This window comes from Synechococcus sp. UW86 (assembly GCF_900474085.1).
Taxonomy (GTDB): domain Bacteria; phylum Cyanobacteriota; class Cyanobacteriia; order PCC-6307; family Cyanobiaceae; genus Parasynechococcus.
In genome coordinates this window covers 38,083-64,744 of sequence record NZ_UCNU01000015.1, presented here as the reverse complement: position 1 = coordinate 64,744, position 26,662 = coordinate 38,083, and the positions used below count along the sequence as shown (strand labels likewise).

Annotated in this window: 27 protein-coding genes; 19 read left to right on the top strand and 8 right to left on the bottom strand. The window is 63.3% G+C overall.

Going from position 1 to position 26,662, the window contains the following annotated elements; all coding sequences use genetic code 11:
* Positions 1-66: 66 nt before the first annotated feature.
* The 5 genes from DXY04_RS07585 to DXY04_RS07565 form a co-directional block, all read right to left on the bottom strand.
* Complete coding sequence (locus tag DXY04_RS07585; protein ID WP_114989435.1) at positions 67-345, bottom strand: YlxR family protein; 279 nt, start codon at positions 343-345, stop codon at positions 67-69.
* Positions 342-1,793, bottom strand: coding sequence for a transcription termination factor NusA (gene nusA / locus DXY04_RS07580; protein ID WP_115161614.1), 1,452 nt, complete (start codon positions 1,791-1,793; stop codon positions 342-344). The genes DXY04_RS07585 and nusA overlap by 4 nt, the downstream gene beginning before the upstream one ends.
* Before the next feature lie 54 nt (positions 1,794-1,847).
* The gene (rimP, locus tag DXY04_RS07575) at positions 1,848-2,315 is read right to left on the bottom strand and encodes a ribosome maturation factor RimP (RefSeq protein ID WP_115161613.1); all 468 of its coding nucleotides are present in this window, start codon (positions 2,313-2,315) and stop codon (positions 1,848-1,850) included.
* A gap of 110 nt (positions 2,316-2,425) precedes the next feature.
* Positions 2,426-2,683 (bottom strand): hypothetical protein, encoded by a 258-nt coding sequence (locus DXY04_RS07570; protein ID WP_115161612.1) that lies wholly within the window; start codon positions 2,681-2,683, stop codon positions 2,426-2,428.
* Between the two features lie 58 nt (positions 2,684-2,741).
* The gene (locus DXY04_RS07565; protein WP_115161611.1) at positions 2,742-3,053 is read right to left on the bottom strand and encodes a hypothetical protein; all 312 of its coding nucleotides are present in this window, start codon (positions 3,051-3,053) and stop codon (positions 2,742-2,744) included.
* A gap of 183 nt (positions 3,054-3,236) precedes the next feature.
* On the opposite strand from DXY04_RS07565, the gene DXY04_RS07560 reads away from it, so the two are divergent.
* Complete coding sequence (locus DXY04_RS07560; RefSeq protein ID WP_115161691.1) at positions 3,237-4,301, top strand: trypsin-like peptidase domain-containing protein; 1,065 nt, start codon at positions 3,237-3,239, stop codon at positions 4,299-4,301.
* 38 nt (positions 4,302-4,339) lie between these two features.
* The gene (rpiA, locus tag DXY04_RS07555; RefSeq protein WP_115161610.1) at positions 4,340-5,059 is read left to right on the top strand and encodes a ribose-5-phosphate isomerase RpiA; all 720 of its coding nucleotides are present in this window, start codon (positions 4,340-4,342) and stop codon (positions 5,057-5,059) included.
* Here the strand turns inward: rpiA and hisD are convergent.
* Positions 5,052-6,359, bottom strand: coding sequence for a histidinol dehydrogenase (gene hisD, locus DXY04_RS07550; RefSeq protein WP_115161609.1), 1,308 nt, complete (start codon positions 6,357-6,359; stop codon positions 5,052-5,054). The two genes, rpiA and hisD, sit on opposite strands and share 8 nt — an antisense overlap.
* 108 nt (positions 6,360-6,467) lie before the next feature.
* Here hisD and rpsT point away from each other — a divergent pair, with 108 nt between their 5' ends.
* From rpsT to DXY04_RS07485, 14 genes are all read left to right on the top strand, one after another.
* Positions 6,468-6,764, top strand: coding sequence for a 30S ribosomal protein S20 (gene rpsT / locus DXY04_RS07545; RefSeq protein WP_011365018.1), 297 nt, complete (start codon positions 6,468-6,470; stop codon positions 6,762-6,764).
* A 48-nt stretch (positions 6,765-6,812) separates the two neighbouring features.
* Complete coding sequence (locus DXY04_RS07540) at positions 6,813-7,601, top strand: TatD family hydrolase (protein ID WP_115161608.1); 789 nt, start codon at positions 6,813-6,815, stop codon at positions 7,599-7,601.
* A gap of 281 nt (positions 7,602-7,882) precedes the next feature.
* On the top strand, positions 7,883-11,176 hold the full coding sequence (gene rpoB / locus DXY04_RS07535; RefSeq protein WP_115161607.1) for a DNA-directed RNA polymerase subunit beta: 3,294 nt from the start codon (positions 7,883-7,885) through the stop codon (positions 11,174-11,176).
* 48 nt (positions 11,177-11,224) lie between these two features.
* A complete protein-coding gene (locus DXY04_RS07530) occupies positions 11,225-13,129 on the top strand; it encodes a DNA-directed RNA polymerase subunit gamma (protein ID WP_115080893.1) in 1,905 nt (634 codons plus the stop codon).
* Positions 13,130-13,176: 47 nt separating this feature from the next.
* Positions 13,177-17,265, top strand: a complete 4,089-nt coding sequence (locus DXY04_RS07525) for a DNA-directed RNA polymerase subunit beta' (protein WP_115161606.1) — start codon at positions 13,177-13,179, stop codon at positions 17,263-17,265.
* A gap of 35 nt (positions 17,266-17,300) precedes the next feature.
* The gene (locus tag DXY04_RS07520) at positions 17,301-17,453 is read left to right on the top strand and encodes a high light inducible protein (protein WP_115161690.1); all 153 of its coding nucleotides are present in this window, start codon (positions 17,301-17,303) and stop codon (positions 17,451-17,453) included.
* A complete protein-coding gene (gene rlmN, locus DXY04_RS07515) occupies positions 17,450-18,508 on the top strand; it encodes a 23S rRNA (adenine(2503)-C(2))-methyltransferase RlmN (RefSeq protein ID WP_115161605.1) in 1,059 nt (352 codons plus the stop codon). Before DXY04_RS07520 ends, rlmN begins: the two co-directional genes overlap by 4 nt.
* Before the next feature lie 54 nt (positions 18,509-18,562).
* Positions 18,563-20,317, top strand: coding sequence for a sodium:solute symporter family protein (locus DXY04_RS07510; RefSeq protein ID WP_115161604.1), 1,755 nt, complete (start codon positions 18,563-18,565; stop codon positions 20,315-20,317).
* Positions 20,318-20,347: 30 nt separating this feature from the next.
* Positions 20,348-20,473 (top strand): hypothetical protein, encoded by a 126-nt coding sequence (locus DXY04_RS12540; protein ID WP_011365010.1) that lies wholly within the window; start codon positions 20,348-20,350, stop codon positions 20,471-20,473.
* 30 nt (positions 20,474-20,503) lie between these two features.
* Positions 20,504-21,316 carry a HEAT repeat domain-containing protein gene (locus DXY04_RS07505; protein ID WP_115010031.1) on the top strand — a complete coding sequence of 271 codons (813 nt, stop codon included), beginning with the start codon at positions 20,504-20,506 and terminating at the stop codon, positions 21,314-21,316.
* A 75-nt stretch (positions 21,317-21,391) separates the two neighbouring features.
* Positions 21,392-21,595 (top strand): DUF2997 domain-containing protein, encoded by a 204-nt coding sequence (locus DXY04_RS07500; protein ID WP_115010030.1) that lies wholly within the window; start codon positions 21,392-21,394, stop codon positions 21,593-21,595.
* Positions 21,595-21,987 carry a DUF1257 domain-containing protein gene (locus tag DXY04_RS07495; protein WP_115161603.1) on the top strand — a complete coding sequence of 131 codons (393 nt, stop codon included), beginning with the start codon at positions 21,595-21,597 and terminating at the stop codon, positions 21,985-21,987. Before DXY04_RS07500 ends, DXY04_RS07495 begins: the two co-directional genes overlap by 1 nt.
* Before the next feature lie 3 nt (positions 21,988-21,990).
* Positions 21,991-22,341, top strand: coding sequence for a ferredoxin (locus DXY04_RS07490; protein ID WP_244272378.1), 351 nt, complete (start codon positions 21,991-21,993; stop codon positions 22,339-22,341).
* Positions 22,341-23,540, top strand: a complete 1,200-nt coding sequence (locus DXY04_RS07485) for an aldo/keto reductase (RefSeq protein WP_115161602.1) — start codon at positions 22,341-22,343, stop codon at positions 23,538-23,540. The genes DXY04_RS07490 and DXY04_RS07485 overlap by 1 nt, the downstream gene beginning before the upstream one ends.
* A 9-nt stretch (positions 23,541-23,549) precedes the next feature.
* Here DXY04_RS07485 and rsmG read toward each other — a convergent pair whose 3' ends face one another.
* Positions 23,550-24,281, bottom strand: a complete 732-nt coding sequence (rsmG, locus tag DXY04_RS07480; RefSeq protein WP_115161601.1) for a 16S rRNA (guanine(527)-N(7))-methyltransferase RsmG — start codon at positions 24,279-24,281, stop codon at positions 23,550-23,552.
* Between the two features lie 25 nt (positions 24,282-24,306).
* Between rsmG and DXY04_RS07475 the strand changes: the two genes are divergently transcribed.
* Positions 24,307-24,846, top strand: a complete 540-nt coding sequence (locus DXY04_RS07475; RefSeq protein ID WP_115161600.1) for a J domain-containing protein — start codon at positions 24,307-24,309, stop codon at positions 24,844-24,846.
* Positions 24,788-25,060, top strand: coding sequence for a DUF3143 domain-containing protein (locus DXY04_RS07470; RefSeq protein WP_244278619.1), 273 nt, complete (start codon positions 24,788-24,790; stop codon positions 25,058-25,060). The genes DXY04_RS07475 and DXY04_RS07470 overlap by 59 nt, the downstream gene beginning before the upstream one ends.
* Before the next feature lie 11 nt (positions 25,061-25,071).
* On the opposite strand, the gene bioA is transcribed toward DXY04_RS07470, so the two are convergent.
* A complete protein-coding gene (gene bioA / locus DXY04_RS07465; RefSeq protein ID WP_115161598.1) occupies positions 25,072-26,370 on the bottom strand; it encodes an adenosylmethionine--8-amino-7-oxononanoate transaminase in 1,299 nt (432 codons plus the stop codon).
* A 22-nt stretch (positions 26,371-26,392) separates the two neighbouring features.
* On the opposite strand from bioA, the gene DXY04_RS07460 reads away from it, so the two are divergent.
* Complete coding sequence (locus DXY04_RS07460) at positions 26,393-26,662, top strand: hypothetical protein (RefSeq protein ID WP_114989557.1); 270 nt, start codon at positions 26,393-26,395, stop codon at positions 26,660-26,662.

Sequence of the window (26,662 nt, the reverse complement as noted above, 5' to 3'; positions counted from 1 at the left end):
GTTCGGGTCTCCGATCGGTCCGGGCATGGAATGCCGCGGTGGCCTCGCACAAGGTGGGGCCAATGTTCAGTCTGCCTCAGCGGATTCACCAACGCTTTGGTTAAGCCGCTGTTTCAACACCGCAAGCACTGTTTCGGGCACCTGACAACGCAGGGCTTTCTGCAGACGCTTGCGACGGGTCGCCTCCTCAAGGCAGTTCTCCTCGCGGCAGAGATAGGCCGAACGGCCCATCCCCTTATCGAGGAGAACTCCGTCCTGATGGTCGCGGATCACCCTCCAGAGTTGGCGGCGATCCAAGAGCTGGCGGCAGGCCACGCAGCGACGCAGGACGGGGCGGTCACTCACCGGACCTGCTCCTGATCGGGCTCGGCATCGGCCTCAGCCGCTGCGTCCGTGTTTTCAGCCTCGGCCTCGAACTCGGTTTCGTTGCCGGCTTCCGCCTCAGCGGGCTCCTCCTCAGAGAACTCCTGCTCGGCCTGCTCCTCGCCGTACTCCTCTTCGTCTTCGGGCAGCGGATACAGCTCCCGCAGGCGTGCATCCTCTTCCGCCCGAGCGGCCTGTTCGGCGGCAAGTCGTTCTTCGGCTTGCTGCTGGAGGGCTTCCTCCTCCTCCCGCTGGGAGATCAGCTCTGCCACCACGGCATCCTCTGCCTCTTGGTCGTATTCGGTGGAGTTCTTGATGTCGATCTTCCAGCCGGTGAGTCGGGCGGCCAAACGAACGTTCTGGCCTTCGCGGCCGATGGCCAGGCTCAGCTGATCGGGGGGCACCAGCACATGGGCGTGCTGGCCCACGGGATCCACCAGGCGCACCATTTCCACCCGAGCGGGGCTGAGGGAGTTGGCGATGTACTGGCCCGGATCCTGCGACCAGCGGATCACGTCGATTTTTTCTCCACGCAGTTCGTTCACCACCTGCTGAATGCGGGAGCCGCGGGCGCCGATGCAGGCGCCGACGGGATCCACCTCGCGTTCGATGCTGTCGACGGCCACCTTGGTACGGGGGCCCACGGAACGGGAGGGGGGATTGGCCTCACGGGCCACGGCCACGATCCGAACGGATCCTTCCTGAATTTCGGGAACTTCGTTCTCGAACAGGTAGACCACCAAACCGGCATTGGAGCGGCTGACGAACAGCTGCGGTCCCCGGCGGGGCACCTCGCTCACCTCTTTCAAGAACACCTTGAAGGTGGCGTTGGCGCGGTAGTTGTCGTTGGGCAGTTGATCGCGCCGGGGGAGTTCAGCCTCCACTTCCGGACGGCCCAGGCCTGAGCTGACCGCCATGATCACCGACTGGCGCTCGAAGCGGATCACCCGGGCCGTCAGCACCGGATCCTCCAGATCAGCGAATTCCTCCTGGATCATGCGGCGCTGCTGATCCCGCAGCTTCTGGGCCAGCACCTGCTTGGTGGTGGCGGCGGCCATCCGGCCGAAGTCCTCTTTCTCTGGGGTGACATCCAGCACCACCGTGTCGCCCACCTGGGCGTCATCGGCCACCTGCATTACCTCGGCGATCGCGATCTGGTGGTCTTCGCTCTCCACCTCATCAACAATGATTTTGCTAGCGAGAACTCGGTAGCCCTCCTCCTCAAGGTCGAGGCCAACGTCGAAGTTGCTGAAGTAATCCTCATCAAAGGGGTCTTCGCTGATGCCGATGTACAGGGTGCGCCGGTAGCGCTCATAGCCCTTCAGCAGGGCCTCCCGCAGGGCCGCCTCCACCACCTGGGGCGGCAGCTTCTTCTCTTCGCTGATGTCGTCGATCAGGTTGCTGAGACCGGGAAGCAGGACGAGAGCCATCGCGTTGGGTTAGGGGAAAAGAAAGGAGCGGTTGCAGGGGTGTGAACGCTGGGTTCAGCTGCCTGGACTCGTGAGTCGGACACCGATCACGCAATCCCGGGGAATCCGTTTGATTCGTCCGCGAATGTTGACCTGCAGCGTGTCGGCGTCGCGTTCGAGCAAGAGGCCCTCCAGGCGTTGCTTGCTGTCGTCCTTGTCGCGGTGATGAACCTCCACGGGGAACCCACGGAAGGTTTCAAAGTCGCGATCGCTGGACAGCTGGTCGCCGATGCCGGGACTGCTGATCTCCAGAACATACGCGTCAGTGAGCAGGGTGGAGGCCTCAAGGGCATCCCCCAGCACGCCACTGAAACCGGCGCAGTCATCAAGGCTCACATCCGCTCCATTGCTGTGGCGGATCTGCACTTCCAGGGTTATCGGGCTCATGTGGGTGAGCAGCTGAATGCCGCAAAGGGCAAAGCCTTTGCTGGCGGCCACATCGGTGACCAGCGTTTCGAGATCCGGAAGCAGAGGATGAGGCAACGCGAACTGAGGGCGGACGTCGGCCCGACGTGCATTTCAGTTGTGACCGATCTCCCGCAGGGAGATGCCCGTCGGACACACCTTCAATGTACGGGACCGTCTGCCCGCCGTCAGCTGTTCCCCAGATCGATGGCCGGTGCATCGGGAAAGGCGTCGCCCGGCTGTTCAGCGCCGCGCCCGTCGGAATCCTGATTGATGCAGAGGCGTCGACGCTCCGGATCGGTCACGTACTGGCAGACGCGGCTCCACAGTTTGCTGCGGCTGCCCTTGGGGCCATTGCTGAATGTCACCACATCGGAAAGGCCAGGGCGGTCTTCGATCACGACCTGGCAGAGCTCACAGCGTTGTGAAGCGGCGGATTCGCTCAAGAGTGAAGCTCACAAAACGGCCTGACCCTAAGCAGTGGATTCAAGAGCCGTTGTGCGATCAGTGGCAGCCCTGAACGGAAATGCGGTAACTGAATCCAGTGGCCTGTGGATCCTTATTGGCGCCGATGCCGTCGTTCACCGACTTGGCCACCCGGTAGTCCACCTTGCGGCGCTTGGCCTGGATCCGGATCTGTTCAAGAACGTCAACCCCGAGGCCTTCGTAGCCGGTATCCGTTTTGTGATAGAGCTGCTTGACCTCCTCAAAGATCACTGCCTTGAGCGTTGTGCTCTCCGCGGAGGCTTGAGGGGTGAGGGCAATCGGGCCAGCCAGGGCAATCAAAGCTGCCGCTGGAGCCAGAAGTGCACGCATGCGTTAACTGCGTTTGCTGATTTGTGAGCTGGAATGTCCAAGCTCGACCGCGCATCGCAATAGAGGTCCTGAGATTGCGATCGATTTAGACCAGGGCCCGTTTCTCGGGCTGGATCCGATAAAAAGAAGGGAATTAGAGGTCGTGTGTTGCGGTACGTCCTGCGTCAACTCCTGTCCGTTCTGATGGCCGTAGCGGTCGTGGTCGGTGAAGGTGCCTCAGCGCAGGCCCTGGAGCACAGCTTTGTGGCCGATGCCGTTCAGCGGGTGGCTCCAGCGGTGGTTCGGATCGACACCGAGCGCACCGTGGAACGTCAGCCGTTTGACCCCACGCTGCTTGACCCCCTGTTGCGGGACCTGCTGGGGGACCCTCCGGCAGGTCCGGAGCGAGAACGGGGTCAAGGCTCCGGTGTTGTGATCGATGCCAAGGGCCTTGTACTCACCAATGCCCATGTGGTGGATCGGGTGGAGTCCGTCAGTGTCACCCTGGCCGACGGGGAACAGCGGGATGGACGGGTGGTGGGAACCGATGCGGTGACAGACCTGGCCCTGGTGCGTCTCGAGGGCGATCAACTGCCGCCACGGGCTCCTCTGGGTGATTCGGAAGCCATGCAGGTGGGCGATTGGGCGATCGCCCTCGGCACTCCGTTCGGATTGGAACGCACCGTGACCCTGGGCATCGTCAGCAGCTTGCACCGCAACATCAACAGCCTTGGCTTTGCCGACAAACGGCTGGAACTGATTCAGACCGACGCCGCCATTAACCCCGGTAATTCCGGCGGACCGTTGGTGAATGGCGATGGCCAGGTGATTGGCATCAACACCCTGGTGCGATCGGGTCCTGGGGCCGGCCTCGGTTTTGCCATTCCGATCAACCTGGCCCGCCGGGTGGCTGATCAGCTCCAGAAGCAGGGTGAAGTGGTGCACCCCTACATCGGTCTGCAACTGGTGGCGCTCACACCGCGCATCGCGCGCGAGCACAACAAGGACCCCAATGCCCTTGTGCAGCTGCCGGAACGCAGCGGTGCCCTGGTGCAAGCCGTGCTGCCCGATGGCCCGGCCGAAAAAGCAGGACTGCGCCGCGGCGATCTGCTGATCACGGTGGATGAGCGCGACATTGCGGATCCTCAGGTGCTGCTCGAGGTGGTGGATGCCGCCGCCATCGATGTTCCCCTGCCTCTGAAAGTGCTGCGGGCCGGCCGCGAGCTCACCCTGTCCGTCAAACCGGAGCCCCTGCCTGGGATGGCCTGAAACCCCTTGCTACGGTCGCGCCCAAAGGACGTGACCCGATGGCTGATCTACAGACCCAGATGAAGCAGGCGGTGGCTGATGCCGCCGTGGAACAGATCAAGGACGGCATGGTGCTGGGCCTGGGATCAGGCTCCACCGCCGCTCTGATGATTCAGGGCCTGGGGGCCAAGTTCGCCAGCGGAGAACTCAAAGACATCGTCGGTGTCACCACGTCCTTCCAAGGAGAGGTGCTGGCCGCTGAGCTCAACATTCCCCTGCTCAGTCTCAACGCTGTCAGCCGGATTGATCTGGCCATCGATGGTGCCGACGAAGTCGACCCTGGCTTCCAATTGATCAAGGGTGGTGGCGCCTGCCACGTGCAGGAGAAACTCGTGGCGGCACGGGCGGATCGGTTTGTGGTGGTGGTGGACTCCACCAAACTGGTGGACCGTCTCAACCTCGGTTTTCTGTTGCCGGTGGAAGTGCTCCCCGGGGCCTGGCGCCAAGTGAAGCAGCAGCTGGAAGCACTCGGGGGCAGCGCTGAGCTGCGCATGGCCCAGCGCAAGGCCGGCCCTGTGGTTACCGATCAGGGCAACCTGGTGCTGGACGCCAAGCTCGACGGCGGCATCAGCGATCCAGTGGCCCTGGAGCAGACGATCAACAACATTCCCGGTGTGCTGGAGAACGGCCTGTTCGTCAACATCACCGATGAGGTGTTGGTCGGTGAGATCACCGATGGTGTGGCGGGTGTCCGCAGCCTGGAGAAGCGCCTCAGCTGAGGCGCCGTCGCACCGATTCAGCGTGGCTGTGCAGGCCTTCACTGGTGGCCAGCTCCTGCACAGCTGAACCCGTTGCTTCCAGGGCAGCCCGGTTGAAACCGATCAGCGAGGTGTGGCGCATGAAGGTCTCAACACTGAGGGCCCCGCTGAAACGCGCGGCTCCACAGGTGGGCAGCGTGTGGTTCGGGCCTGCCAGGTAATCCCCCACCGCTTCTGGGGACCAGGGGCCTAGGAAAATTGCTCCGGCGTTCTGAAGGCGATCCGCCAGGGGTTCGGGCCGCTCCACCAGCAGCTCCAGATGTTCGGGAGCGAAGCTGTCGCTGAGGCGGGCACAGCTCTCGAGGTCGTCGCAGACCACCACCAGTCCCCAGTCCCGCAGCGCGGCTTCGCAGATCTCCTGGCGGGGGTGATCGGCCAGCTGTTCGGCCACTGCGGCGTTGATTCCGTCGGCCAGTGCAGGGTCGGTGGTGATCAGCACCGCCGCCGCCAGGGGGTCGTGCTCCGCCTGTGCCAACAGATCCGCTGCCACCTGATCGGGCTTGGCGGAGTGGTCTGCGATCACCAGCACTTCGCTTGGTCCCGCCAGGGAATCGATGGCCACCTGGCCGTACACCGCCTGTTTCGCCAGGGTGACGTAGAGGTTTCCGGGGCCACTGATCACGTCCACCTTGGGCACGCTCTCGCTGCCGTAGGCCATGGCGGCAACAGCCTGGGCACCTCCGAGGCGGAACACCGTTTTCACGCCGGCCAGGTGGGCCGCTGCCAGCACCACGGGGTTCACCGCACCATCACGTCCGGCGGGGGAACAGATCACCACGTCTTTGACGCCGGCGACCCGGGCTGGCACCGCATTCATCAGCACGGTGCTGGGGTAAGCCGCCCGTCCTCCGGGCACGTAGAGACCCGCCCGCTCCACCGGCCGCCAGCGCCGCCCAAGCTGTTCGCCGTGGGGGCCCGTCACTGCCAGATCGGCGGGACGTTGGCGTTGGTGGAAGTCGGTGATGCGGCGATGGGCCAGTTCCAGGGCATCCCGCAGGTTGGTCGGCAGCGACGTCCAGGCCTGTTCGAGGGCCTCGGGGGACACCGCCATGGGTTCGGGCCGGAAGCCATCGAACCGTTCGGTGAAGTCGGCAATGGCGGCATCACCGCGGTCGCGCACCGCTGTGAGAATGGCTTCAACCCGCTCACGGGCTTCACCCTGCTGGGTTTGTGTGGTGCGGCTCGACAACCGTTTCAGCTCCGTCTGGGCCCGGTCCAGATCCCGCACGATGCGAAGGGGAGCAACGGCCGGCTGGCTCACAGACAAAGGAACAGTGGGAGAGTTCGGTCAAGTTAGGACTCCACAACCCAGGGAAGGGGGTCCTGTCAAGGAGTAAGGTGCTGGATTGTTCGCAACGTTGAAGCCTCAGTGGCCAATAACAAGTCAGCCAAGAAGCGGATTGAGATTGCTGAGCGCAACCGTCTGCGCAACCGCACCTACAAGTCGTCGATGCGCACCCTGATGAAGCGCTGCTTCGCCGCCTGTGACGCCTACAGCGCAACCCCTGGTGATGAAGCCAAGGCCAGCGTGCAGACCTCCATGCGTGCCGCCTTCAGCAAGATCGACAAGGCCGTGAAGGTGGGTGTGCTGCACCGCAACAACGGTGCCAATCAGAAGTCCCGCCTCAGTGCGGCCGTGCGCAAGGTGCTCGAGCCCGCCAGCTGATTCGGTTTCAACCGGCAGAATGGGCCGAAAGCGCGTTTCGGCCCAGCTGTGTCCCCCACCCCGACGTTGATTGACAGCCACTGTCACATCGTCTTCCGCAACTTTGACGACGACCTCGATGAGGTGGCCTCACGCTGGCGTGAGGCTGGGGTTGGTGCACTGCTGCATGCCTGCGTTGAACCCTCCGAAATACCGGCGATCCGCGCCCTGGCGGATCGATTCCCGGAGATGCGTTATTCCGTCGGCGTCCATCCACTGGACACCGAGCATTGGCGGGATGACACGGTGGCGGTGCTGCGCCGGGCAGCTCTGGAGGATGATCGGGTGGTCGCCATCGGCGAACTCGGCCTCGATCTCTTCCGAGACAAGAATCTCGAGGAGCAGCTTGCTGTGCTGCGCCCTCAATTGGACCTGGCGGTTGAGTTGAACCTGCCGGTGATCATTCACTGCCGGGATGCCGCCGAGCCGATGCTGGAGGAACTGCGGGCCCGCAAGGCGCAGGGCCGTTGCCCCGGAGGGGTGATGCATTGCTGGGGCGGTACCCCCGATGAAATGCATCAGTTCCTGGAGCTCGGTTTCTACATCAGCTTCAGCGGCACCGTCACCTTCCCCAAGGCGGAGCCCACCCACGACTGCGCCCGTCAGGTGCCGGAGCATCGTTTCCTGGTGGAAACCGACTGCCCTTTTCTGGCCCCTGTGCCCCGCCGCGGCAAGCGCAATGAGCCGGCCTTCGTGGCTTCCGTTGCCACGCGGGTGGCTGAGCTGCGCGGCGTGGATCTCGACAGCGTGGCCTGCAGCAGCACCGCCAACGCCCGGCGTTTGTTCGGACTCCCTTAACCGGAGTTCCAAAGGTGTCGAGTCCATATGTAAGATGTTGTATTGGCCTGGCCATGCGCAGGATTCCTTCTTGTGTGTGGTGCCTGAAGCGTCCATTTCCTTCCGGTGCACTTGTCGTCGTCAGCTGATCTGACCCGCGATTTCTGAACAGCAGCAGCGGCGCTGTCGGTTCCGTCCTGGAAACCGTCGGTGCCGCTGCTGTGTCGAATCGTCCTGTCAGGTGAGCTTCTGCCGCCAATCCAGTCCTCCCCAGTCCCTTCGTCCTCTCTGCCGGTCCCCGCATGAGCAGCAGCGCGATTCAGGTCGCCAAGACCGCCACCTACCTCCCTGATCTGGTGGAGGTGCAGCGGGCCAGCTTTAAGTGGTTTTTGGATCAAGGTCTGATCGAGGAGCTGGAAAGCTTCTCTCCGATCACGGATTACACCGGCAAGCTGGAGCTGCACTTCATCGGTAGCGAGTACCGCCTGAAGCGCCCCCGCCACGATGTGGAAGAGGCCAAGCGCCGTGATGCGACCTTCGCGTCACAGATGTATGTGACCTGCCGCCTGGTCAACAAGGAGACCGGTGAGATCAAGGAGCAGGAGGTCTTCATCGGCGAACTGCCGCTGATGACCGAGCGCGGCACGTTCATCATCAACGGCGCTGAGCGCGTGATCGTGAACCAGATCGTGCGCAGCCCCGGTGTCTATTTCAAGGATGAAATGGACAAGAACGGCCGGCGCACTTACAACGCCAGCGTCATCCCCAACCGGGGTGCCTGGCTGAAGTTTGAGACCGATAAGAACGACTTGCTCCACGTTCGTGTGGACAAGACCCGCAAGATCAACGCGCACGTGCTCATGCGTGCCATGGGTCTGTCTGACAACGACGTGCTCGACAAGCTGCGTCACCCCGAGTTCTACAAGAAGTCGATTGATGCCGCCAACGACGAGGGCATCAGTTCGGAAGACCAAGCGCTGCTTGAGCTCTACAAGAAACTCCGTCCGGGTGAACCCCCCTCAGTGAGTGGCGGTCAGCAGCTGCTGCAGACCCGTTTCTTCGATCCCAAGCGCTACGACCTCGGTCGGGTCGGCCGATACAAGATCAACAAGAAGCTGCGCCTCACCATCCCCGACACGGTGCGCACCCTCACCCATGAGGACGTGCTCTCCACGCTCGATTACCTGATCAACCTGGAACTGGATGTCGGCGGCGCCAGCCTCGACGACATCGATCACCTCGGCAACCGCCGCGTGCGTTCCGTGGGCGAACTCCTGCAGAACCAGGTTCGGGTGGGACTGAACCGTCTTGAGCGGATCATCAAGGAACGGATGACCGTCGGCGAAACCGATTCGCTGACCCCGGCCCAGTTGGTGAACCCCAAGCCCCTGGTGGCGGCGATCAAGGAGTTCTTCGGCTCCAGCCAGCTGAGCCAGTTCATGGACCAGACCAACCCTCTGGCTGAGCTCACCCACAAGCGCCGCATCTCGGCCCTTGGACCCGGCGGTCTGACCCGTGAGCGTGCCGGCTTCGCCGTCCGCGACATTCACCCCTCCCACTACGGCCGTCTCTGCCCGATTGAGACGCCGGAAGGCCCCAACGCTGGTCTGATCAACTCCCTGGCCACCCACGCCCGGGTCAACGAGTACGGCTTCATCGAAACGCCGTTCTGGAAGGTGGAGAACGGTGTCGTTCTGAAGGATGGCGATCCGATCTACCTGTCTGCCGACCGGGAAGACGAAGTGCGCGTCGCCCCTGGTGACGTGGCCACCGAGGACGACGGCCGGATCTCGGCGGATCTGATTCCTGTGCGTTACCGCCAGGACTTCGAGAAGGTCCCCCCTGAGCAGGTCGACTACGTCGCTCTGTCACCGGTGCAGGTGATCTCCGTGGCAACGTCCCTGATCCCCTTCCTGGAGCACGACGATGCCAACCGCGCCCTGATGGGCTCCAACATGCAGCGTCAGGCTGTGCCGTTGCTGCGTCCTGAGCGTGCCCTGGTGGGCACCGGCCTGGAAACCCAGGTGGCCCGCGACTCCGGCATGGTGCCGATCTCCCGGGTGAATGGCACCGTTACCTATGTGGATGCCAACGCCATCGTTGTTCAGGACGAGGACGGCAACGACCACACCCACTTCCTGCAGAAGTATCAGCGCTCCAACCAGGACACCTGCCTGAACCAGCGCCCGATCGTCCGCTGCGGCGATCCGGTGATCGTTGGCCAGGTGATGGCGGATGGTTCCGCCTGTGAAGGCGGTGAAATCGCCCTGGGTCAGAACGTTCTGATCGCTTACATGCCCTGGGAGGGTTACAACTACGAGGACGCGCTGCTGGTCAGCGAGCGTCTGGTCACCGACGACCTCTACACCTCGGTTCACATCGAGAAGTACGAGATCGAAGCGCGTCAGACCAAGCTCGGACCTGAAGAGATCACCCGCGAAATTCCCAACGTCGCTGAGGAAAGCCTGGGCAACCTCGACGAGATGGGCATCATCCGCGTGGGTGCTTTCGTTGAAAGCGGCGACATCCTCGTGGGCAAGGTGACGCCCAAGGGTGAATCCGATCAGCCGCCGGAAGAGAAGCTGCTTCGTGAGATCTTCGGTGAGAAGGCGCGCGACGTGCGCGACAACTCCCTGCGGGTGCCCGGCACCGAGCGTGGCCGCGTTGTGGATGTGCGCATCTACACCCGTGAACAGGGTGATGAGCTGCCCCCCGGCGCCAACATGGTGGTGCGGGTGTATGTGGCCCAGCGCCGCAAGATCCAGGTCGGCGACAAGATGGCTGGCCGCCACGGCAACAAGGGCATCATCAGCCGCATCCTTCCCCGGGAGGACATGCCCTATCTGCCCGACGGCACCCCGGTCGACATCGTGCTCAACCCCCTGGGTGTGCCGAGCCGGATGAATGTGGGTCAGGTGTTCGAGCTGTTGATGGGTTGGGCAGCGTCCAACCTGGATTGCCGCGTGCGCATCGTTCCCTTCGATGAGATGCACGGTGCTGAGAAGTCCCAGCAGACTGTCGAGACCTTCCTCAAGGAAGCCGCCAAGCAGCCCGGCAAGGGTTGGGTGTACGACCCTGAGGATCCCGGCAAGCTGCAGCTGAGGGATGGCCGCACCGGTCTGCCCTTCGACCAGCCCGTGGCCGTGGGTTACTCCCACTTCCTCAAGCTGGTTCACCTGGTGGACGACAAGATTCACGCCCGTTCCACCGGCCCCTACTCCCTGGTCACCCAGCAGCCCCTGGGCGGTAAGGCACAGCAAGGTGGTCAGCGTCTGGGTGAGATGGAGGTGTGGGCCCTCGAGGCCTATGGCGCCGCATACACCCTGCAGGAACTGCTCACGGTCAAGTCCGACGACATGCAGGGCCGCAACGAGGCCCTCAACGCCATCGTCAAGGGCAAGCCGATTCCCCGCCCGGGTACACCGGAATCCTTCAAGGTGCTGATGCGCGAGCTTCAGTCCCTGGGTCTGGATATCGCCGTTTACACCGACGAAGGCAAGGAAGTGGATCTGATGCAGGACGTGAACCCACGTCGCAGCACCCCCAGCAGGCCCACCTACGAATCCCTCGGCGTCGCGGATTACGACGAGGACTGACGGATCAACGAACGAACCGATTCCCCGCTCCTTCTTCCTTAACCGTCAATGACCAACAGCAACCTCCGCACCGAGAACCACTTCGATTACGTCAAGATCACCCTCGCCTCACCCGATCGGGTGATGGAGTGGGGACAGCGCACCCTGCCCAACGGCCAGGTGGTCGGTGAGGTCACCAAGCCGGAGACCATCAACTACCGCACCCTTAAGCCCGAGATGGACGGGCTGTTCTGCGAAAAGATCTTTGGCCCGTCCAAAGACTGGGAATGCCACTGCGGCAAGTACAAGCGGGTGCGTCACCGGGGCATCGTTTGTGAACGCTGCGGTGTGGAGGTCACCGAGAGCCGCGTGCGTCGTCACCGCATGGGCTTCATCAAGCTGGCGGCCCCCGTCTCCCACGTCTGGTACCTGAAGGGGATCCCCAGCTACGTGGCCATCCTGCTGGACATGCCCCTGCGGGATGTGGAGCAGATCGTTTACTTCAACTGCTATGTGGTGCTGGATCCCGGCGACCACAAGGACCTGAAGTACAAGCAGCTGCTCACGGAAGACGAGTGGCTGGAAATTGAAGACGAGATCTACGCCGAAGATTCCGAGATCGAGAACGAGCCCGTGGTGGGCATCGGTGCTGAGGCCCTCAAGCAACTGCTGGAAGACCTCACCCTCGATGAAGTGGCTGAGCAGCTGCGTGAGGAGATCAACGGCAGCAAGGGTCAGAAGCGCGCCAAGTTGATTAAGCGTCTGCGCGTGATCGACAACTTCATCGCCACCAACGCTCGTCCCGAGTGGATGGTGCTGGATGTGATCCCGGTGATTCCGCCCGACCTGCGCCCGATGGTGCAGCTCGATGGTGGTCGCTTCGCCACCAGCGATCTCAACGATCTCTACCGGCGGGTGATCAACCGCAACAACCGTCTGGCGAGGCTCCAGGAAATCCTGGCCCCTGAAATCATCGTCCGCAACGAGAAGCGGATGCTGCAGGAGGCCGTCGACGCCCTGATCGACAACGGCCGTCGCGGTCGCACCGTCGTGGGTGCCAACAACCGTCCGCTCAAATCACTGAGCGACATCATTGAAGGCAAGCAGGGCCGCTTCCGTCAGAACCTCCTGGGTAAGCGGGTCGACTACTCCGGTCGTTCCGTGATCGTGGTGGGTCCGAAGCTGAAGATGCACCAGTGCGGTCTGCCCAAGGAGATGGCGATCGAGCTGTTCCAGCCCTTCGTGATTCACCGCCTGATCCGCCAGAACATCGTCAACAACATCAAGGCGGCCAAGAAGCTGATTCAGCGGGCTGACGATGAAGTGATGCAGGTGCTGCAAGAGGTGATCGACGGGCACCCGATCCTGCTGAACCGTGCTCCAACCCTGCACCGTCTCGGCATTCAGGCCTTCGAACCCAAGCTGGTCGATGGCCGTGCCATTCAGCTGCACCCCCTCGTCTGCCCAGCCTTCAACGCTGACTTTGACGGTGACCAGATGGCCGTTCACGTGCCCCTGGCCATCGAGGCGCAGACCGAGGCCCGCATGCTGATGCTGGCCAGCAACAACATCCTGTCGCCTGCGACCGGTGAGCCGATCATTACCCCGTCTCAGGACATGGTGCTCGGCTCCTACTACCTGACGGCGCTGCAACCCGGTGTCTCCAAGCCCGACTTCGGCGATCGCAGCTGCACGTTCGCGGGTCTGGAGGATGTCATCCACGCCTTTGAAGACAACCGGATCGGTCTGCACGACTGGGTGTGGGTTCGCTTCAACGGTGAAGTTCAGGACGATGAAGAGCTGGATGCGCCCAGCAAGAGCGAATCCCTCAGCGATGGCACCCGCATCGAAGAGTGGAGCTACCGCCGCGACCGTTTCGATGAAGACGGTGCCCTGATCAGCCGCTACATCCTCACCACTGTGGGCCGCGTGGTGATGAATCACACGATCATCGACGCGGTGGCCGCCGCCTGAATCAAGCCAGACGTCCTTCCTCCTTAACTCCTGATCCGCGCGCAGCCATGACCTCGTCCTCGAAATCCCGCAAGTCCAAATCCAGCAAGGCCTCCAAGGCCGCCAAAGAGGCTCCCGTGAGCGCATCGCGTCCGCTCTCGAAGACCCCACCGCCGTTCCGCAACCAGGTCATCGATAAGCGGGCCCTCAAGCAGCTCGTCGCTTGGTCTTACAAGAACCACGGCACGGCGGTGACGTCGGCGATGGCCGACAACCTCAAGGATCTCGGCTTCAAGTACGCCACCCAGGCGGCTGTGTCGATCTCCGTCGACGACCTCAAGGTGCCCGAGGCGAAGAAGGATCTGCTGGGCCAGGCCGAGGAACAGATCACGGCTACCGAGGAGCGCTATCGCCTCGGTGAAATCACCGAGGTGGAGCGTCACACCAAGGTGATCGACACCTGGACCGAGACCAACGAGCGTCTGGTGGATGCCGTCAAAAAGAACTTTGACGAGAACGCACCGCTGAACTCGGTGTGGATGATGGCCAACTCCGGCGCCCGGGGAAACATGTCCCAGGTGCGTCAGCTGGTGGGCATGCGCGGCCTGATGGCCAACCCGCAGGGTGAAATCATCGACCTTCCGATCCGCACCAACTTCCGTGAGGGTCTGACGGTCACCGAGTACGTCATCTCCTCCTATGGCGCCCGGAAGGGTCTGGTGGATACGGCGCTGCGCACCGCCGACTCCGGTTACCTCACTCGTCGTCTGGTGGACGTTGCCCAGGATGTGATCGTCCGTGAGGACGACTGCGGCACGACCCGCCACATCGTGGTGGACGCTGAGGACGGCAAATTCGGCAGCCGGCTTGTGGGTCGCCTGACCGCCGCCCAGGTGGTGAATGCCGATGGCGAGGTGCTGGCTGAGCGCGACACCGAAATCGATCCGCCGCTGTCCAAGGCATTCGAGGCCGCTGGCGTCAAGGCCGTGAGTGTGCGTTCGCCGCTCACCTGTGAAGCCAACCGTTCCGTTTGCCGCAAGTGCTACGGCTGGGCGCTGGCCCACAACGAACTGGTCGACCTGGGTGAAGCCGTCGGCATCATCGCGGCCCAGTCGATCGGTGAGCCTGGAACCCAGCTCACCATGCGGACCTTCCACACCGGTGGTGTGTCCACCGCTGAGACCGGTGTGGTCCGCTCCAAGGTGGCGGGCACCGTCGAGTTCGGCAGCAAGGCGCGGGTGCGTCCCTACCGCACCCCCCACGGTGTGAACGCCCAACAGGCTGAGGTTGATTTCAACCTCACGATCAAGCCGTCCGGCAAGGGCAAGGCCCAGAAGATCGAGATCACCAACGGCTCCCTGTTGTTCGTCGACAACGGTGCTGAGATCGATGCCGACGTCACGGTGGCGCAGATCGCCGCTGGTGCGGTCAAGAAGAGTGTGGAGAAGGCCACCAAGGATGTGATCTGCGACCTGGCTGGCCAGGTGCGTTACGAGGAGGCGATCCAGCCCCGTGAGGTCACCGACCGCCAGGGCAACATCACCCTGAAGGCCCAGCGTCTCGGCCGGATGTGGGTGCTTTCCGGCGACGTCTACAACCTGCCGCCCAACGCTCAGCCCGTGGTCGGTAGCGAGACCCAGGTCACTGAGGGTCAGGTGCTGGCCGAAGCCAGCCAGCGGAGTGAGTACGGCGGTGAAGTGCGCCTGCGCGACTCCATCGGTGATTCCCGTGAGGTGCAGATCGTCACCACGGCGATGACCCTCAAGGACTTCAAACTGCTGGAGGAGTCCACCCACTCCGGTGAGATCTGGAATCTCGAGGCCAAAGACGGCACCCGTTACCGCCTCAACACCATCCCCGGCAGCAAGATCGGTTCCGGTGAGGTCATCGCTGAACTGGCGGATGACCGCTTCCGCACCGGCACTGGTGGTCTGGTGAAGTTTGCCCCTGGTCTGGCGATCAAGAAGGCCCGTTCCGCCAAGAACGGTTACGAGGTCAACAAGGGCGGGACCCTGCTTTGGATCCCCCAGGAGACCCACGAAATCAACAAGGACATCTCCCTGTTGATGATCACCGACGGTCAGTGGATCGAGGCCGGCACCGAAGTTGTCAAAGACATCTTCAGCCAGACCGCGGGCATCGTCACCGTCACCCAGAAGAACGACATCCTGCGCGAAATCATCGTCCGCAGTGGTGAGTTCCACCTCTGCACCGATGCCAAGGCACTGGAGCGTTTCGAGGGTGATGGCCAGATGGTCAACCCCGGCGAAGACATCGCCAAGGGGCTGTCCGTTGACACGATGAAGTATGTGCAGACGGTGGAGACCCCCGAAGGCAAGGGTCTGCTGCTGCGTCCGGTTGAGGAGTACACCATTCCCAACGAGGCCCAGCTGCCTGAGCTGTCCCATGTGAAGCAGGCCAATGGCCCTCACCTCGGCATCAAGGCCACCCAGCGTCTGGCGTTCAAGGACAACGAACTGATCAAGTCCGTTGAAGGTGTGGAGCTGCTCAAGACCCAGCTGCTGCTCGAGACCTTCGACACCACCCCGCAGATGACGGTGGATGTGGAGAAGGCTCCCGACAAGCGGGCCAAGACTATTTCCCGTCTGCGCCTTGTGATCCTCGAGTCGATCCTGGTGCGTCGCGACACCATGTCCGACTCCAGCCACGGCTCAACCCACACCGAGCTGCAGGTCGAAGATGGTGTGTCTGTGAAGGCTGGCGATGTCGTCGCCACCACGCAGATCCTCTGCAAGCAGGCCGGTCTGGCGCAGTTGCCTGAAGCCACGGAAGCCGACCCGGTGCGTCGGATGATCGTGGAACGCCCCGAAGACACCACCACCCTGAGCACCTCCGGCAAGCCGGTGGTGAGCGTCGGTCAGCGGATTGTCGATGGCGATGCCCTTGCCGACGGCGAAACCGCCACCTGCTGTGGTGAGATCGAGGCCGTCAGCGGCAACAGCGTCACCCTGCGTCTGGGACGTCCCTACATGGTTTCGCCCGACTCCGTCCTGCACGTGCGTGATGGAGATCTGGTGCAGCGCGGTGATGGCCTGGCCCTGCTGGTGTTCGAACGCCAGAAGACCGGTGACATTGTTCAGGGTCTGCCCCGAATCGAGGAATTGCTGGAGGCCCGTCGCCCCCGTGAATCCGCGATTCTCTGCAAGAAGCCTGGCACCGTTGAGATCAAGCAGGGTGAAGACGACGAGTCCCTCGCCGTCAACGTGATCGAATCCGATGACGCCATCGGTGAATATCCGATCCTGCTCGGCCGCAACATCATGGTGAGCGATGGCCAGCAGGTCACCGCTGGTGAACTGCTGACCGATGGCCCGATCAACCCCCACGAGTTGCTCGAGTGCTACTTCGAAGATCTGCGCAGCCGCAAGCCTCTGATGGAGGCCGCCCAGGAGGCGATCGCCAACCTGCAGCACCGTCTGGTGACTGAGGTTCAGAACGTCTACAAGTCCCAGGGCGTCTCGATTGACGACAAGCACATCGAGGTGATCGTCCGTCAGATGACCAGCAAGGTGCGGGTCGAAGATGCCGGCGACACCACCCTGTTGCCGGGTGAGCTGATCGAACTGCGTCAGGTGGAAGACACCAACCAGGCCATGGCGATCACCGGTGGCGCTCCCGCCGAGTTCACCCCGGTGCTGCTGGGTATCACCAAGGCGTCGCTCAACACCGACAGCTTCATCTCCGCCGCCTCCTTCCAGGAGACGACCCGGGTGCTCACAGAAGCCGCCATCGAGGGCAAGAGCGACTGGCTGCGTGGTCTCAAGGAGAACGTGATCATCGGTCGCCTGATTCCTGCAGGTACCGGCTTCAGCGGCTTCGAAGAAGAGCTGCAGAAGGAGGCTGGCCCCCACCCCGACATCCTTTCGGAGGATCCAGCCGGCTACCGCCGCATGCAGAACCTGCGTCCCGACTACACCGTCGACATGCCCCCTGCGGCCAGCGCCAGTGCGGTGCTGGATGACCCCAGTGACGCCGACCTCGAGGCCACCCGCACCCGCCACAACATCGACCCCTCGGCGAGCAATTTCGCCGCGTTCACCCGTCCGGACGCCGACAATGAGCTGAAGGAAGAGCAGGTGGTCGATGCTGAAGCCGTTGAGGGTCTTCAGGAAGAGGGCCTGCTCTCTGACGAATGAGCTCCGCTCAATCGTTCACCATTGCAGCCCCTTCCATGCTTACGCCCACTGAGATCCCCAAGAGACGCCTGCCCAAATATGGGTTCCACACCCATACCGAGCGGCTGAATGGACGTCTGGCCATGCTTGGCTTCATCGCCCTGATGGCGGTGGAGATCAAGCTTGGCCATGGTCTGCTGATCTGGTGACCCAGGCTTTGCTGGGTCGCAGCGCGGCCGAGCTGCAGGACTGGGCCGTCGCCCAGGGACAGAAGCCGTTCCGCGGCCGTCAGCTGCATGACTGGATCTATGCCAAGGGGGCTCGATCCCTGGCCGACATCACGGTCTTCCCCAAGACCTGGCGTGCCGCCTTGTTGGAGAGCGGCATTGATGTGGGCCGGCTGAAGGAAGTGCATCGTTCCGTGGCCACGGATGCCACCACCAAATTGCTGCTCTCCGCCGAGGACGGCGAAACCATCGAAACGGTCGGGATTCCCACCGACCAACGCCTCACCGTCTGTGTGTCCAGCCAGGTGGGTTGTCCCATGGCCTGCCGCTTCTGTGCCACCGGCAAAGGGGGGCTGCAGCGTTCACTTCAGACCCACGAAATCGTGGATCAGGTGCTGAGTGTGCGTGAGGCGATGGACCGTCGTCCTTCCCACATCGTGTTCATGGGCATGGGCGAGCCCCTGCTCAACAGCAGCGCTGTGCTGGAGGCGATCCGCTGCCTCAATGATGATCTCGGCATCGGCCAACGGCGCATCACCGTCAGCACGGTGGGTGTTCCGAAAACCTTGCCGCAACTCGCGGAACTGGCCATGCAGCGGCTGGGCCGCGCCCAGTTCACCCTGGCGGTGAGCCTCCATGCCCCCAACCAGCGGCTGCGCGAGGAGCTCATTCCCACAGCCCATGCCTACCCCTATGAGGCTTTGCTTGAGGATTGCCGTCACTATCTGGATGTGACCGGACGGCGGGTGAGTTTTGAGTACATCCTGCTCGGTGAACTCAACGATCAGCCCGAGCACGCTGCAGAGCTGGCGGATCGCGTTGGTGGTTTTCAGAGCCACGTGAACCTGATCGCCTACAACCCGATTGAGGAGGAGGAGTTCAAACGACCAACGCCGCAGCGGATCGAGGCGTTTCGTCGTGTGTTGGAGCGGCGCGGTGTTGCCGTGAGCCTCAGGGCCAGCCGGGGGCTCGATCAAAATGCGGCCTGCGGTCAGCTCCGGCGTCAGCAGATGGCCCCCAATTCATCCGGGAGCTGAAGGGTGGGCTGATGCCCTGTTCCTCAGCAGACTGCTGAGGAACAGGGTCTGCGCATGACAGCGATCGATTGGCTGCTTCTCGCTGCTTACCTCGTTCTCACCCTGGTGTTGGGGTTGTGGCTGGCCCGCCGCAACAGCGGCGAGGCGGATTATTTCGTGGCTGGCCGTCGTCTGAACGGTTGGTTGGCCGGCGCCTCGATGGCGGCCACCACCTTCTCCATCGATACGCCGCTTTACGTCGCCGGCTTGGTGGGTGCCCGCGGCCTGGCGGGCAACTGGGAGTGGTGGAGCTTTGGTTTGGCCCACGTGGCCATGGCTGTTGTCTTCGCACCCCTTTGGCGCCGCAGCGGTGTGCTCACCGACGCCGCCTTCACCGAGCTGCGCTATGGCGGAGCGGCGGCGGCTTGGTTGCGCGGCATCAAGGCTTTCCTGCTGGCCGTGCCGGTGAACTGCATCGGCATCGGCTATGCCTTTCTCGCCCTCCGCAAGGTGGTGGAAGCGCTGGGGCTGGTGTCGGGTCAACCCGCAGCACTGGGACTGACGGACACGATCTGGCTCCTGATGGTCGTGGCTCTGCTTGTGATGAGTTACACCGTGGCCGGAGGGCTCTGGGCCGTCGTGGTCACCGATCTGGTCCAGCTCGTGCTGGCGTTGGCGGGTGCCCTGGCCGTGGCTGCGGCTGCCCTCCATGCCGCAGGAGGGATGACAGCGCTGTTGGAGCAACTGCAGGCGCTGCAGCGGCCGGAGCTGCTGTCTCTGGTGCCCTGGACCTGGGATGACGCGGGCTTCCACTGGTTGCAGGGCAGTGGCATCAGCATCCCGATGTTCACGGCCTACATCGCTGTGCAGTGGTGGAGTTTCCGCCGCAGCGATGGGGGTGGCGAGTTCATCCAGCGCATGCTTGCCACCCGCGATGAGCAGCAGGCGCGGCTGGCGGGTTGGGTGTTTCTGGTGGTGAATTACCTCGTGCGCAGCTGGCTCTGGATCGTGGTCGCGCTGGCAGCCCTGGTGCTGTTGCCGGCTGGTGCTGATCTTGAGCTCGGCTATCCCGCCCTGGCCGTGCAACTGCTGCCCCCGGTGGCGCTCGGCCTGGTGGTGATCTCTCTGGTGGCGGCGTTCATGAGCACCGTGAGCACTTCGGTGAACTGGGGAGCCAGCTACCTCACCCACGACCTCTATCAGCGCTTTGTTCGCCCCTCTGCCGGTTCGCGGGAGCTGTTGCTGGTGGGACAACTCACCACGGTTCTGCTGCTCGTTCTTGGGGTGATCACTGCTTTGATCAGCGACAGCATCGGCACGGTGTTTCGGCTGGTGATCGCGATCGGGTCCGGCCCCGGTGTGGTTCTGGTGCTGCGCTGGTTCTGGTGGCGCGTGAATGCAGCCGCGGAGCTGTCGGCGATGCTCTGCGGCTTTTTCGTTGGGGTGTTCACCTCGGTGGTGCCCCTGGTTCGGATCGAGGATTACGGGGTTCGCATTGCGGTGATCACCGGCCTCTCCGCTGTGGTCTGGTTGACGGTGATGCTGAGCACGCCGCCGGAATCGGATGCTGTTTTGGAGCGGTTTGTGCGGACGGTGCGTCCTCCGGGCCCCGGGTGGTCACGCTTGCGCCAGCGCTTCGGCGTCATGCCGATGGAGTCGTTGCCGGCCATGCTGCGGCGCTTCGTGCTGGCCTGTGGTGTGTTGTTTGGCGGCCTGCTCGGCACCGGAGGCTTCCTGTTGCATCAACAGTGGAGTGGCTGGATCGGTCTGTCGGTGCTGATCCTCTCGATCTGGCAGCTGCGGCGGCGAGTCGATGCCGTGCCCTCTTGAGCAGAATGACGCCTTGATTGGCCTGTTCCGGTGTCGTTTTTTCGTTCCACGCTTCTGCCGGCTCTGATTGTTCTTCTGTTTGCCCTGGCGTTGTTCGCTGTGAGTGCCCGCATCTGGCTTCCCGGTGACATGCTGGCTCCAGCCCCGATGGGTTGAGTCCTGGAATGGCCCCCGTAGCATCCCCGCATGACTGACGACCGCAGCCAACAGAAGGACCAGGGGCTGTCCAGCCTCTCTGTGGATCCTGATCTGCTGGCGCGTGAGCTGGCGGCGGAAGACGACGTTGATCCGCTTGATGCAATCCAGCTCGATGACGCCGAGCAGGATTCCTCCCTGGAGATTGCCCGGGCCTGTGACCAGGGCCTGGTCTGGTTGCGTGGCAACCACGGAGAACGGCTGCAGGGCCTGCAGGTGTTTTGTGAACACCGTGATCCCCGTTCGATTGCCCTGCTGCTGCCCTTGCTCCAGAACTCCTGTCCGGTGGAGCGGATGAGTGCCGTCTACGCCTTGGGCCGCAATCCATCACCGCCGGCTGTTGAGCCGCTATTGCAGCTGCTGCAGCTCGATGCCAATGCCTACGTCCGCAAGGCTGCGGCCTGGAGCCTGGGCAATTTCCCCGATGCTCCGGTGCTCAATCCGTTGATCCGGGCGCTGCAGACGGATGTCGCAGCGGTGCGCCTCTGGTGTCCGGGATCCCTGGCGGAAGCCGGCAGCCGTTCCCCGGTCAAGGCCGACCCCGCAGCGGGGCAATTGCTGGTGAGTCTGCGCATTGACAGCGAAGCGGTGGTGCGCAGCAACTGCATCTGGGCTTTGGGCCGTTTGATGGATCAGCTGGTGCAGCCGCGGCAAGCCGAGATCGTTGAAGCCTTGGTGAGTGCCCTGCTCCATGACGGGGAGATCTCCGTGCGCGATGAGGCCAGAACGGCCCTCGAGCAGCTGGAGGATCCGCTGGTGCTGGAACGCCTGCAGGCTCTGATCAACGACGGTTTCATCCTGTAGCGCCGCTCATGTAACGGCAAACGCAACATTCAGGGGTGACCCCCACTAGATTGCTGCGCAAATCACGCTTCTTCGATGCCCCAGAAGACCATTCGTTTCACCATTCGGCCTGACGGCCGTGTGGAAGAACGGGTCGAGGGTGTTGCTGGTGAAGCGTGCCAGCAGCTCACTGAAGAAGTGGAAGCTGCTCTTGGAACGGTTGAACGTCAGGAGTCCACATCCGAAGCGTTTCTGCAGCCTGAGGTCCAGTCCCAGTCTCTTCCCGCTCATTTGAACTGATGTCGCATTTCAGCACCGTCAAAACCGAACTGCGTCAGCTGGAGCCTCTGGTGAAAGCCCTGGAAGACATGGGGTATGCCCCTGATCAGGGTGAACGTCCCGTGCGCGGCTACCGCGGCCAGACCGTCGCCGCTGATCTGGCCATCGCCGTGCAGGACGGGGGTGACATCGGTTTCCGCTGGAACAGCGCATCGGAGTCCTATGAGCTGGTCACCGACCTTGATCTGTGGAAGCAGCAGATTCCTGTGGAACGTTTTCTCTCCAAGCTCACCCAGCGCTACGCCTTGAATACGGTTCTGGCTGCCACCACCAAGGAAGGATTTCAGGTTGCCGAGCAGACCCAAACCGAGGATGGTTCGATCGAACTCGTGGTGACCCGCTGGGACGCCTGAATCCTGGCTGATCCTTCGTCTCACGCCTTTTCCGCCCCCGCTCGCCCGCAGGAGCAGGCCACCGGGAGGGAACCCCTGCTCGGGGGAGACATGCGCGATCAGGCTGTCTGGGTGGATGAAGCCGTCTGCATCGGCTGTCGCTACTGCGCTCACGTGGCTGCGAACACCTTTGTTGTTGAGCCGCATCTGGGACGCTCAAGGGCCATCCGACAGGACGGTGACTCCACCGAATGCATTCAGGAGGCCATCGACACCTGTCCTGTGGATTGCATTCACTGGGTTCCTTTTGAATCGTTGGAAACGTTGCGGCAAAACCTGATTCGCCAGAATCTGCAACCGCGTCCCCAGGGTTGATGGCGCTTCCCACCCGCCGATTCGGCCGCACGGAGCTTGAGATCCCCCTGTTGTCTCTCGGGGGAATGCGCTTTCAGCAGAGCTGGACCGACCTTCCTGCTGATGAGATCACGTCTGCATCGCAGACCCAGCTCGAGGCGACCCTGAAGCGCGCGGTGGATCTGGGCTTTCACCATGTTGAAACGGCGCGGCACTACGGCAGCTCCGAACGTCAGCTGGGCTGGGCCCTGCCGCGCACACCTGATCCCTCCCGTCTGCTGCAGAGCAAGGTGCCTCCCCGGCCCGATGCCGACGCCTTCGAGGCGGAGCTGGAGCTCAGTTTTGAGCGGTTGGGCTGTGATCGCCTTGATTTACTGGCCATCCACGGCATCAACCTGCCGGAGCATCTTGAGCAGACCCTTCAACCCGGGGGCTGCATGGAGGTGGTGCGCCGTTGGCAGGCGGAGGGCCGTATTGGTCACGTGGGTTTCTCCACCCATGGCCCCACCGCCTTGATCGCACAGGCCTGCGACTCCGGTGCCTTCGATTACGTGAATCTGCACTGGTATTACATCCGCCAGGACAACGGCCCTGCCTTGGATGCGGCCCGCCGTCAGGACATGGGGGTGTTCATCATCAGTCCCACTGACAAGGGCGGCCATCTGCACACGCCATCCCAACGGCTGTTGGAGCTGTGTGCACCGCTGCATCCCATCGTCTTCAACGACCTGTTCTGTCTCCAGGATCCGCGGGTTCACACCATCAGCGTGGGAGCGGCCCGGCCGGAGGATCTCGAGCTTCACCTGGAGGCGTTGCGCCTGCTGCCGGAGGCAGCGTCCTTGCTTGCTCCAGTGGATCAGCGGCTTCGGCAAGCGGCCGATGAAGCATTGGGTCGTGACTGGATGGCCACCTGGTCCGTCGGGCTGCCGCCTTGGCATGCGACGCCTGGGGAAATCAACCTGCCGGTGTTGCTTTGGCTGTACAACCTGCTGGAGGCCTGGGATCTCAAGAGTTATGCCAAGGCCCGCTATGGGTTGCTGGGCTCCGGGGGCCACTGGTTTGCCGGGGCCAATGCCGATGGCTTTGATGCGGAGGTCAGTGCAGAAGAGCTGCAGAGCGTCCTGCAGGAGAGCCCGTGGCGTAAGCGCATCCCAGAGATTCTGCGCAGCCTCAAGCAGCGGCTCAAGGGCGAATCCCAGATGCGCTTGTCGAGCGTCTGAGCGTTTCTCTTAGCTCCCCAGAGGATCCCGGCTGGGTGTTCCCACGGCCCTTGGGTAGCTGCGGGGGCAGGGGCCGTTCGGTTGCACCCGCAGCAGGTGCCGCGTGCCGCGATCACCGGGCAGTTGCCGGTGCTGCACCTCGATCAGATGGCCCTTAAGCAGCCGCAGGCCCCTGTTGAACGGCACGGCATCGCTGTCCGTCCACTGGCCCCGATACAGCAGGGCCTGGCCGTCGCTCTTCAGCAAGGGCACCAGGTATTCGGCCACCACGGGAGCTGCTGCCACAGCCCGTGCCACGGCGCGATCGAAGCTGCCGCGGAAGTGGCGATCGCGCCCGGTGGTTTCGATCCGCTCGGTGCGGACCCGCACCCGATCGGCAAGGCCCAGGCTTCCGGCCATGGCCTCCACGGCGGCGGTCTTGCGTCCGACGGAATCCAGCAGGGTCACCTGTGCCTGGGGAAGGGCAATGGCGATGGCGAGGCCGGGGAAGCCTCCCCCGGTTCCCACATCAATCCATTGCTGCGGCTCGTCCGCTGAGTGGAGTTCCGCCGCCAGCGGCCAGAGGCTGTCGAAGACCTGACCAATCCAGAAATCGTCGCCGTTCACCAGGCGCGTCAGGTTGACCCGTTCATTCCAGCTCTGCAGCAGGCCCTGAAGCTCCATCAGCTGGTCGCGCTGCGCCTGCGATGGCTGCCATCCCAGGGCGTCCCAGAACGCCGGTTCAGGCGCGGTGGCGGCCATGGCTGCAGCAACAACTCTTCTTAGGATGAAGTACCGGCCGTCCCCTGTGTCCGAAGTCCGCCCCAGCCATCACGAACGGCTTGGCGTGCGTCCCGGGGTTGACGCTGAAACCTTGCGCCAGGCCTTTCGACGCCAGTCCAAGGCCCTGCATCCCGACACCACGCAGCTGCCGCCCGAACAGGCCAGCATTGCGTTTCAGCAGCTCAAGGAGTCCTACGACGTTCTGCTGCGCCAGAGCCAGGCAACCCTCAGTCTTGGCGCCCAGGTGCCGTCATCGTCCCCGCCACTGCAGCGTGAGTCCCGCCCGGATGCCTGGCAGGGCATTGGTCAGCGCAGGCCCCTCTCCGGTGGGGAATGGTTCTCGCTGGTGCTGTTGAGCATCGCGCTGTTGCTCAGCCTGGTGCTGGGGTTGGGGGTGGCGCTTGCCCAGGGCCGCGATTGGCAGGTGTCGCCGAGTTGGCTGGCGGATGAGCAGACTCAGAACACTTCCGTGCGTTCGCAACCTGATGGCCGCCCTGCCCCCGGAGAGCACCCCGCTGAATCAGCACTCTCTCCCGGCGCTTGAGGCTTGGCTCCAGCAGCTGGGTGCTGTTCGCATGGACGACAACCCCTGCCAGTGGATGCTCGAGCGTTCTGAATGGCGAGCGTTGTTGCTGCTGGAACGGGAGGACCTCAAAGTGATCTGGCACCCGGGTTCCCTGGAGGCGATGGTGCAGTGTTCGCTGCCCTATGTACTCTCCAGGGCCGATGTCGAGGCGGCGATTCAGGCGGGGCCCTGAGGCCAGCAGCTTCAGAGCTGATCGAGGGCCTGCTCCAGCACCGAATAGCAGCGTTCCAGCTGGGCATCGCTGATGCAGAGCGGTGGCAGGAGATAGACCACCTGGCCCAGGGGGCGGAGGAAGACGCCGTTCTCCATCGCCAGCCGTTTCAGCTTCGGCCCTGCCGGGTTGAGGTAGCCCGAGCTCCCCTCCACAACGAGGTCGAAGCCGGCCACCGTCCCCGTCAGCCGGGGATGTTGCACCTTCCGATGGCGCGCTAACCGTTCGAGGTGCGGACGATGCCGTTGTTCGAACTGTTGAAAGGCGGTGGGGTTGCGCTCCAGCAGGTCGAGGCTGGCGTTGGCCGCGGCGCAGCCCAGCGGATTGGCCGTGAAGCTGTGGCCGTGCCAGAGGGTCAGGCAGGGGTCGTCACCGACGAAGGCTTCGAACACCGCTTCGCTGGCCATGGTCACGCCCATCGGCAGACATCCCCCCGTCAAGCCTTTGGACAGGGCCATCAGATCCGGCCGGATGCCCGCTCGCCGGCTGGCGAACCAGTCGCCGCAGCGTCCGAAGCCCGTGAGCACTTCATCGGCGATCAGCAGGGCTCCCGCCTGGCGGGTGCGTGCCTCCACCTGCCTCAGAAACTCCGGCCGCACCATTGCCATGCCGCCGGCCCCCTGCAGCAGCGGCTCGAGGATCACCGCCGCTGTCGGTGTCTCCAGCACGCGCTCGAGCACCGCGAGTGCTGCCGATTCCTTGGCCTCCACGGCATCGTCATCCCACCAGGTGGCCGGCCAGGGAACCCGGGCGACGGGAAAGAGCTTGTCTTCGAAGGGAGCGCTGAACAGGTTGCGTTCGCCAACGGCCATCGCTCCGAAGGTGTCGCCGTGATAAGCCCCGTCGAAGGCGACGATCTGATAACGCGGTTGGCCCCGGTTGGCCCACCACTGGCAGGCGATCTTCAGCGCCACTTCCACCGCAGTGGAGCCGTTGTCGGAGAAGAACAGCCGTTGCAGGCCGCAGAGGCCGCTCAGGCGCACGGCCAGCTGTTCCGCAGGCTCATGGGTGAAGTCGGCAAAAATCACCTGCTCGAGGCGGGCGGCCTGATCGGCGATGGCCTTGGCCAACACCGGATGGGCATGGCCGTGCAGGGTGACCCACCAGCTGCTGATGGCATCGATCAGGGGCTCGCCGTGCTCACGGATCAGCAGGGCACCGTCTCCAGACACCACCCGTTGGGAGTTGGCTGCGCTAGCCATCTGGGTGAAGGGGGGCCAAAGATTCGGATGGCGGATCGACCCCATGGCAGCAGCGGCAGCTTTTGCCATATTGAATCTGGAGCTGTTGGAGATGCCCCGGATGGCTGCCCCACGCACCCGTCGTCAATCCAAGCGTTTTGTTCCCACCACGCGGCCTGAGCCGTCGGCCAAGCGACGTCTCGTTGTCCCTGAGGGCGACTGGCAAGCGATTCGCAGTGATCTCGAGCTGCGGGGTTGGTCCTCGTCCCAGCTGGAGGTGATCCAGGCTGAACTCAGTCACGGATGGCCGCTGCGGGTCGCCGTGCGCCATGCCGCGATGCGTCTGGGCACCTGCCCTACCGGTTCAAAGGCCCTGGGCTGA

Bases quoted from the DNA above. Each gene is read 5' to 3' on its own strand.
- nusA (WP_115161614.1), bottom strand. From the start codon at position 1,793: ATGGCTCTCGTCCTGCTTCCCGGTCTCAGCAACCTGATCGACGACATC.
- DXY04_RS07565 (WP_115161611.1), bottom strand. From the start codon at position 3,053: ATGCGTGCACTTCTGGCTCCAGCGGCAGCTTTGATTGCCCTGGCTGGC.
- DXY04_RS07560 (WP_115161691.1), top strand. From the start codon at position 3,237: ATGGCCGTAGCGGTCGTGGTCGGTGAAGGTGCCTCAGCGCAGGCCCTG.
- rpiA (WP_115161610.1), top strand. From the start codon at position 4,340: ATGGCTGATCTACAGACCCAGATGAAGCAGGCGGTGGCTGATGCCGCC.
- rpoB (WP_115161607.1), top strand. From the start codon at position 7,883: ATGAGCAGCAGCGCGATTCAGGTCGCCAAGACCGCCACCTACCTCCCT.
- DXY04_RS07530 (WP_115080893.1), top strand. From the start codon at position 11,225: ATGACCAACAGCAACCTCCGCACCGAGAACCACTTCGATTACGTCAAG.
- DXY04_RS07525 (WP_115161606.1), top strand. From the start codon at position 13,177: ATGACCTCGTCCTCGAAATCCCGCAAGTCCAAATCCAGCAAGGCCTCC.
- DXY04_RS07520 (WP_115161690.1), top strand. From the start codon at position 17,301: ATGCTTACGCCCACTGAGATCCCCAAGAGACGCCTGCCCAAATATGGG.
- DXY04_RS07510 (WP_115161604.1), top strand. From the start codon at position 18,563: ATGACAGCGATCGATTGGCTGCTTCTCGCTGCTTACCTCGTTCTCACC.
- DXY04_RS07505 (WP_115010031.1), top strand. From the start codon at position 20,504: ATGACTGACGACCGCAGCCAACAGAAGGACCAGGGGCTGTCCAGCCTC.
- DXY04_RS07500 (WP_115010030.1), top strand. From the start codon at position 21,392: ATGCCCCAGAAGACCATTCGTTTCACCATTCGGCCTGACGGCCGTGTG.
- DXY04_RS07495 (WP_115161603.1), top strand. From the start codon at position 21,595: ATGTCGCATTTCAGCACCGTCAAAACCGAACTGCGTCAGCTGGAGCCT.
- DXY04_RS07485 (WP_115161602.1), top strand. From the start codon at position 22,341: ATGGCGCTTCCCACCCGCCGATTCGGCCGCACGGAGCTTGAGATCCCC.
- rsmG (WP_115161601.1), bottom strand. From the start codon at position 24,281: ATGGCCGCCACCGCGCCTGAACCGGCGTTCTGGGACGCCCTGGGATGG.
- DXY04_RS07475 (WP_115161600.1), top strand. From the start codon at position 24,307: ATGAAGTACCGGCCGTCCCCTGTGTCCGAAGTCCGCCCCAGCCATCAC.
- DXY04_RS07470 (WP_244278619.1), top strand. From the start codon at position 24,788: ATGGCCGCCCTGCCCCCGGAGAGCACCCCGCTGAATCAGCACTCTCTC.
- bioA (WP_115161598.1), bottom strand. From the start codon at position 26,370: ATGGCAAAAGCTGCCGCTGCTGCCATGGGGTCGATCCGCCATCCGAAT.
- DXY04_RS07460 (WP_114989557.1), top strand. From the start codon at position 26,393: ATGCCCCGGATGGCTGCCCCACGCACCCGTCGTCAATCCAAGCGTTTT.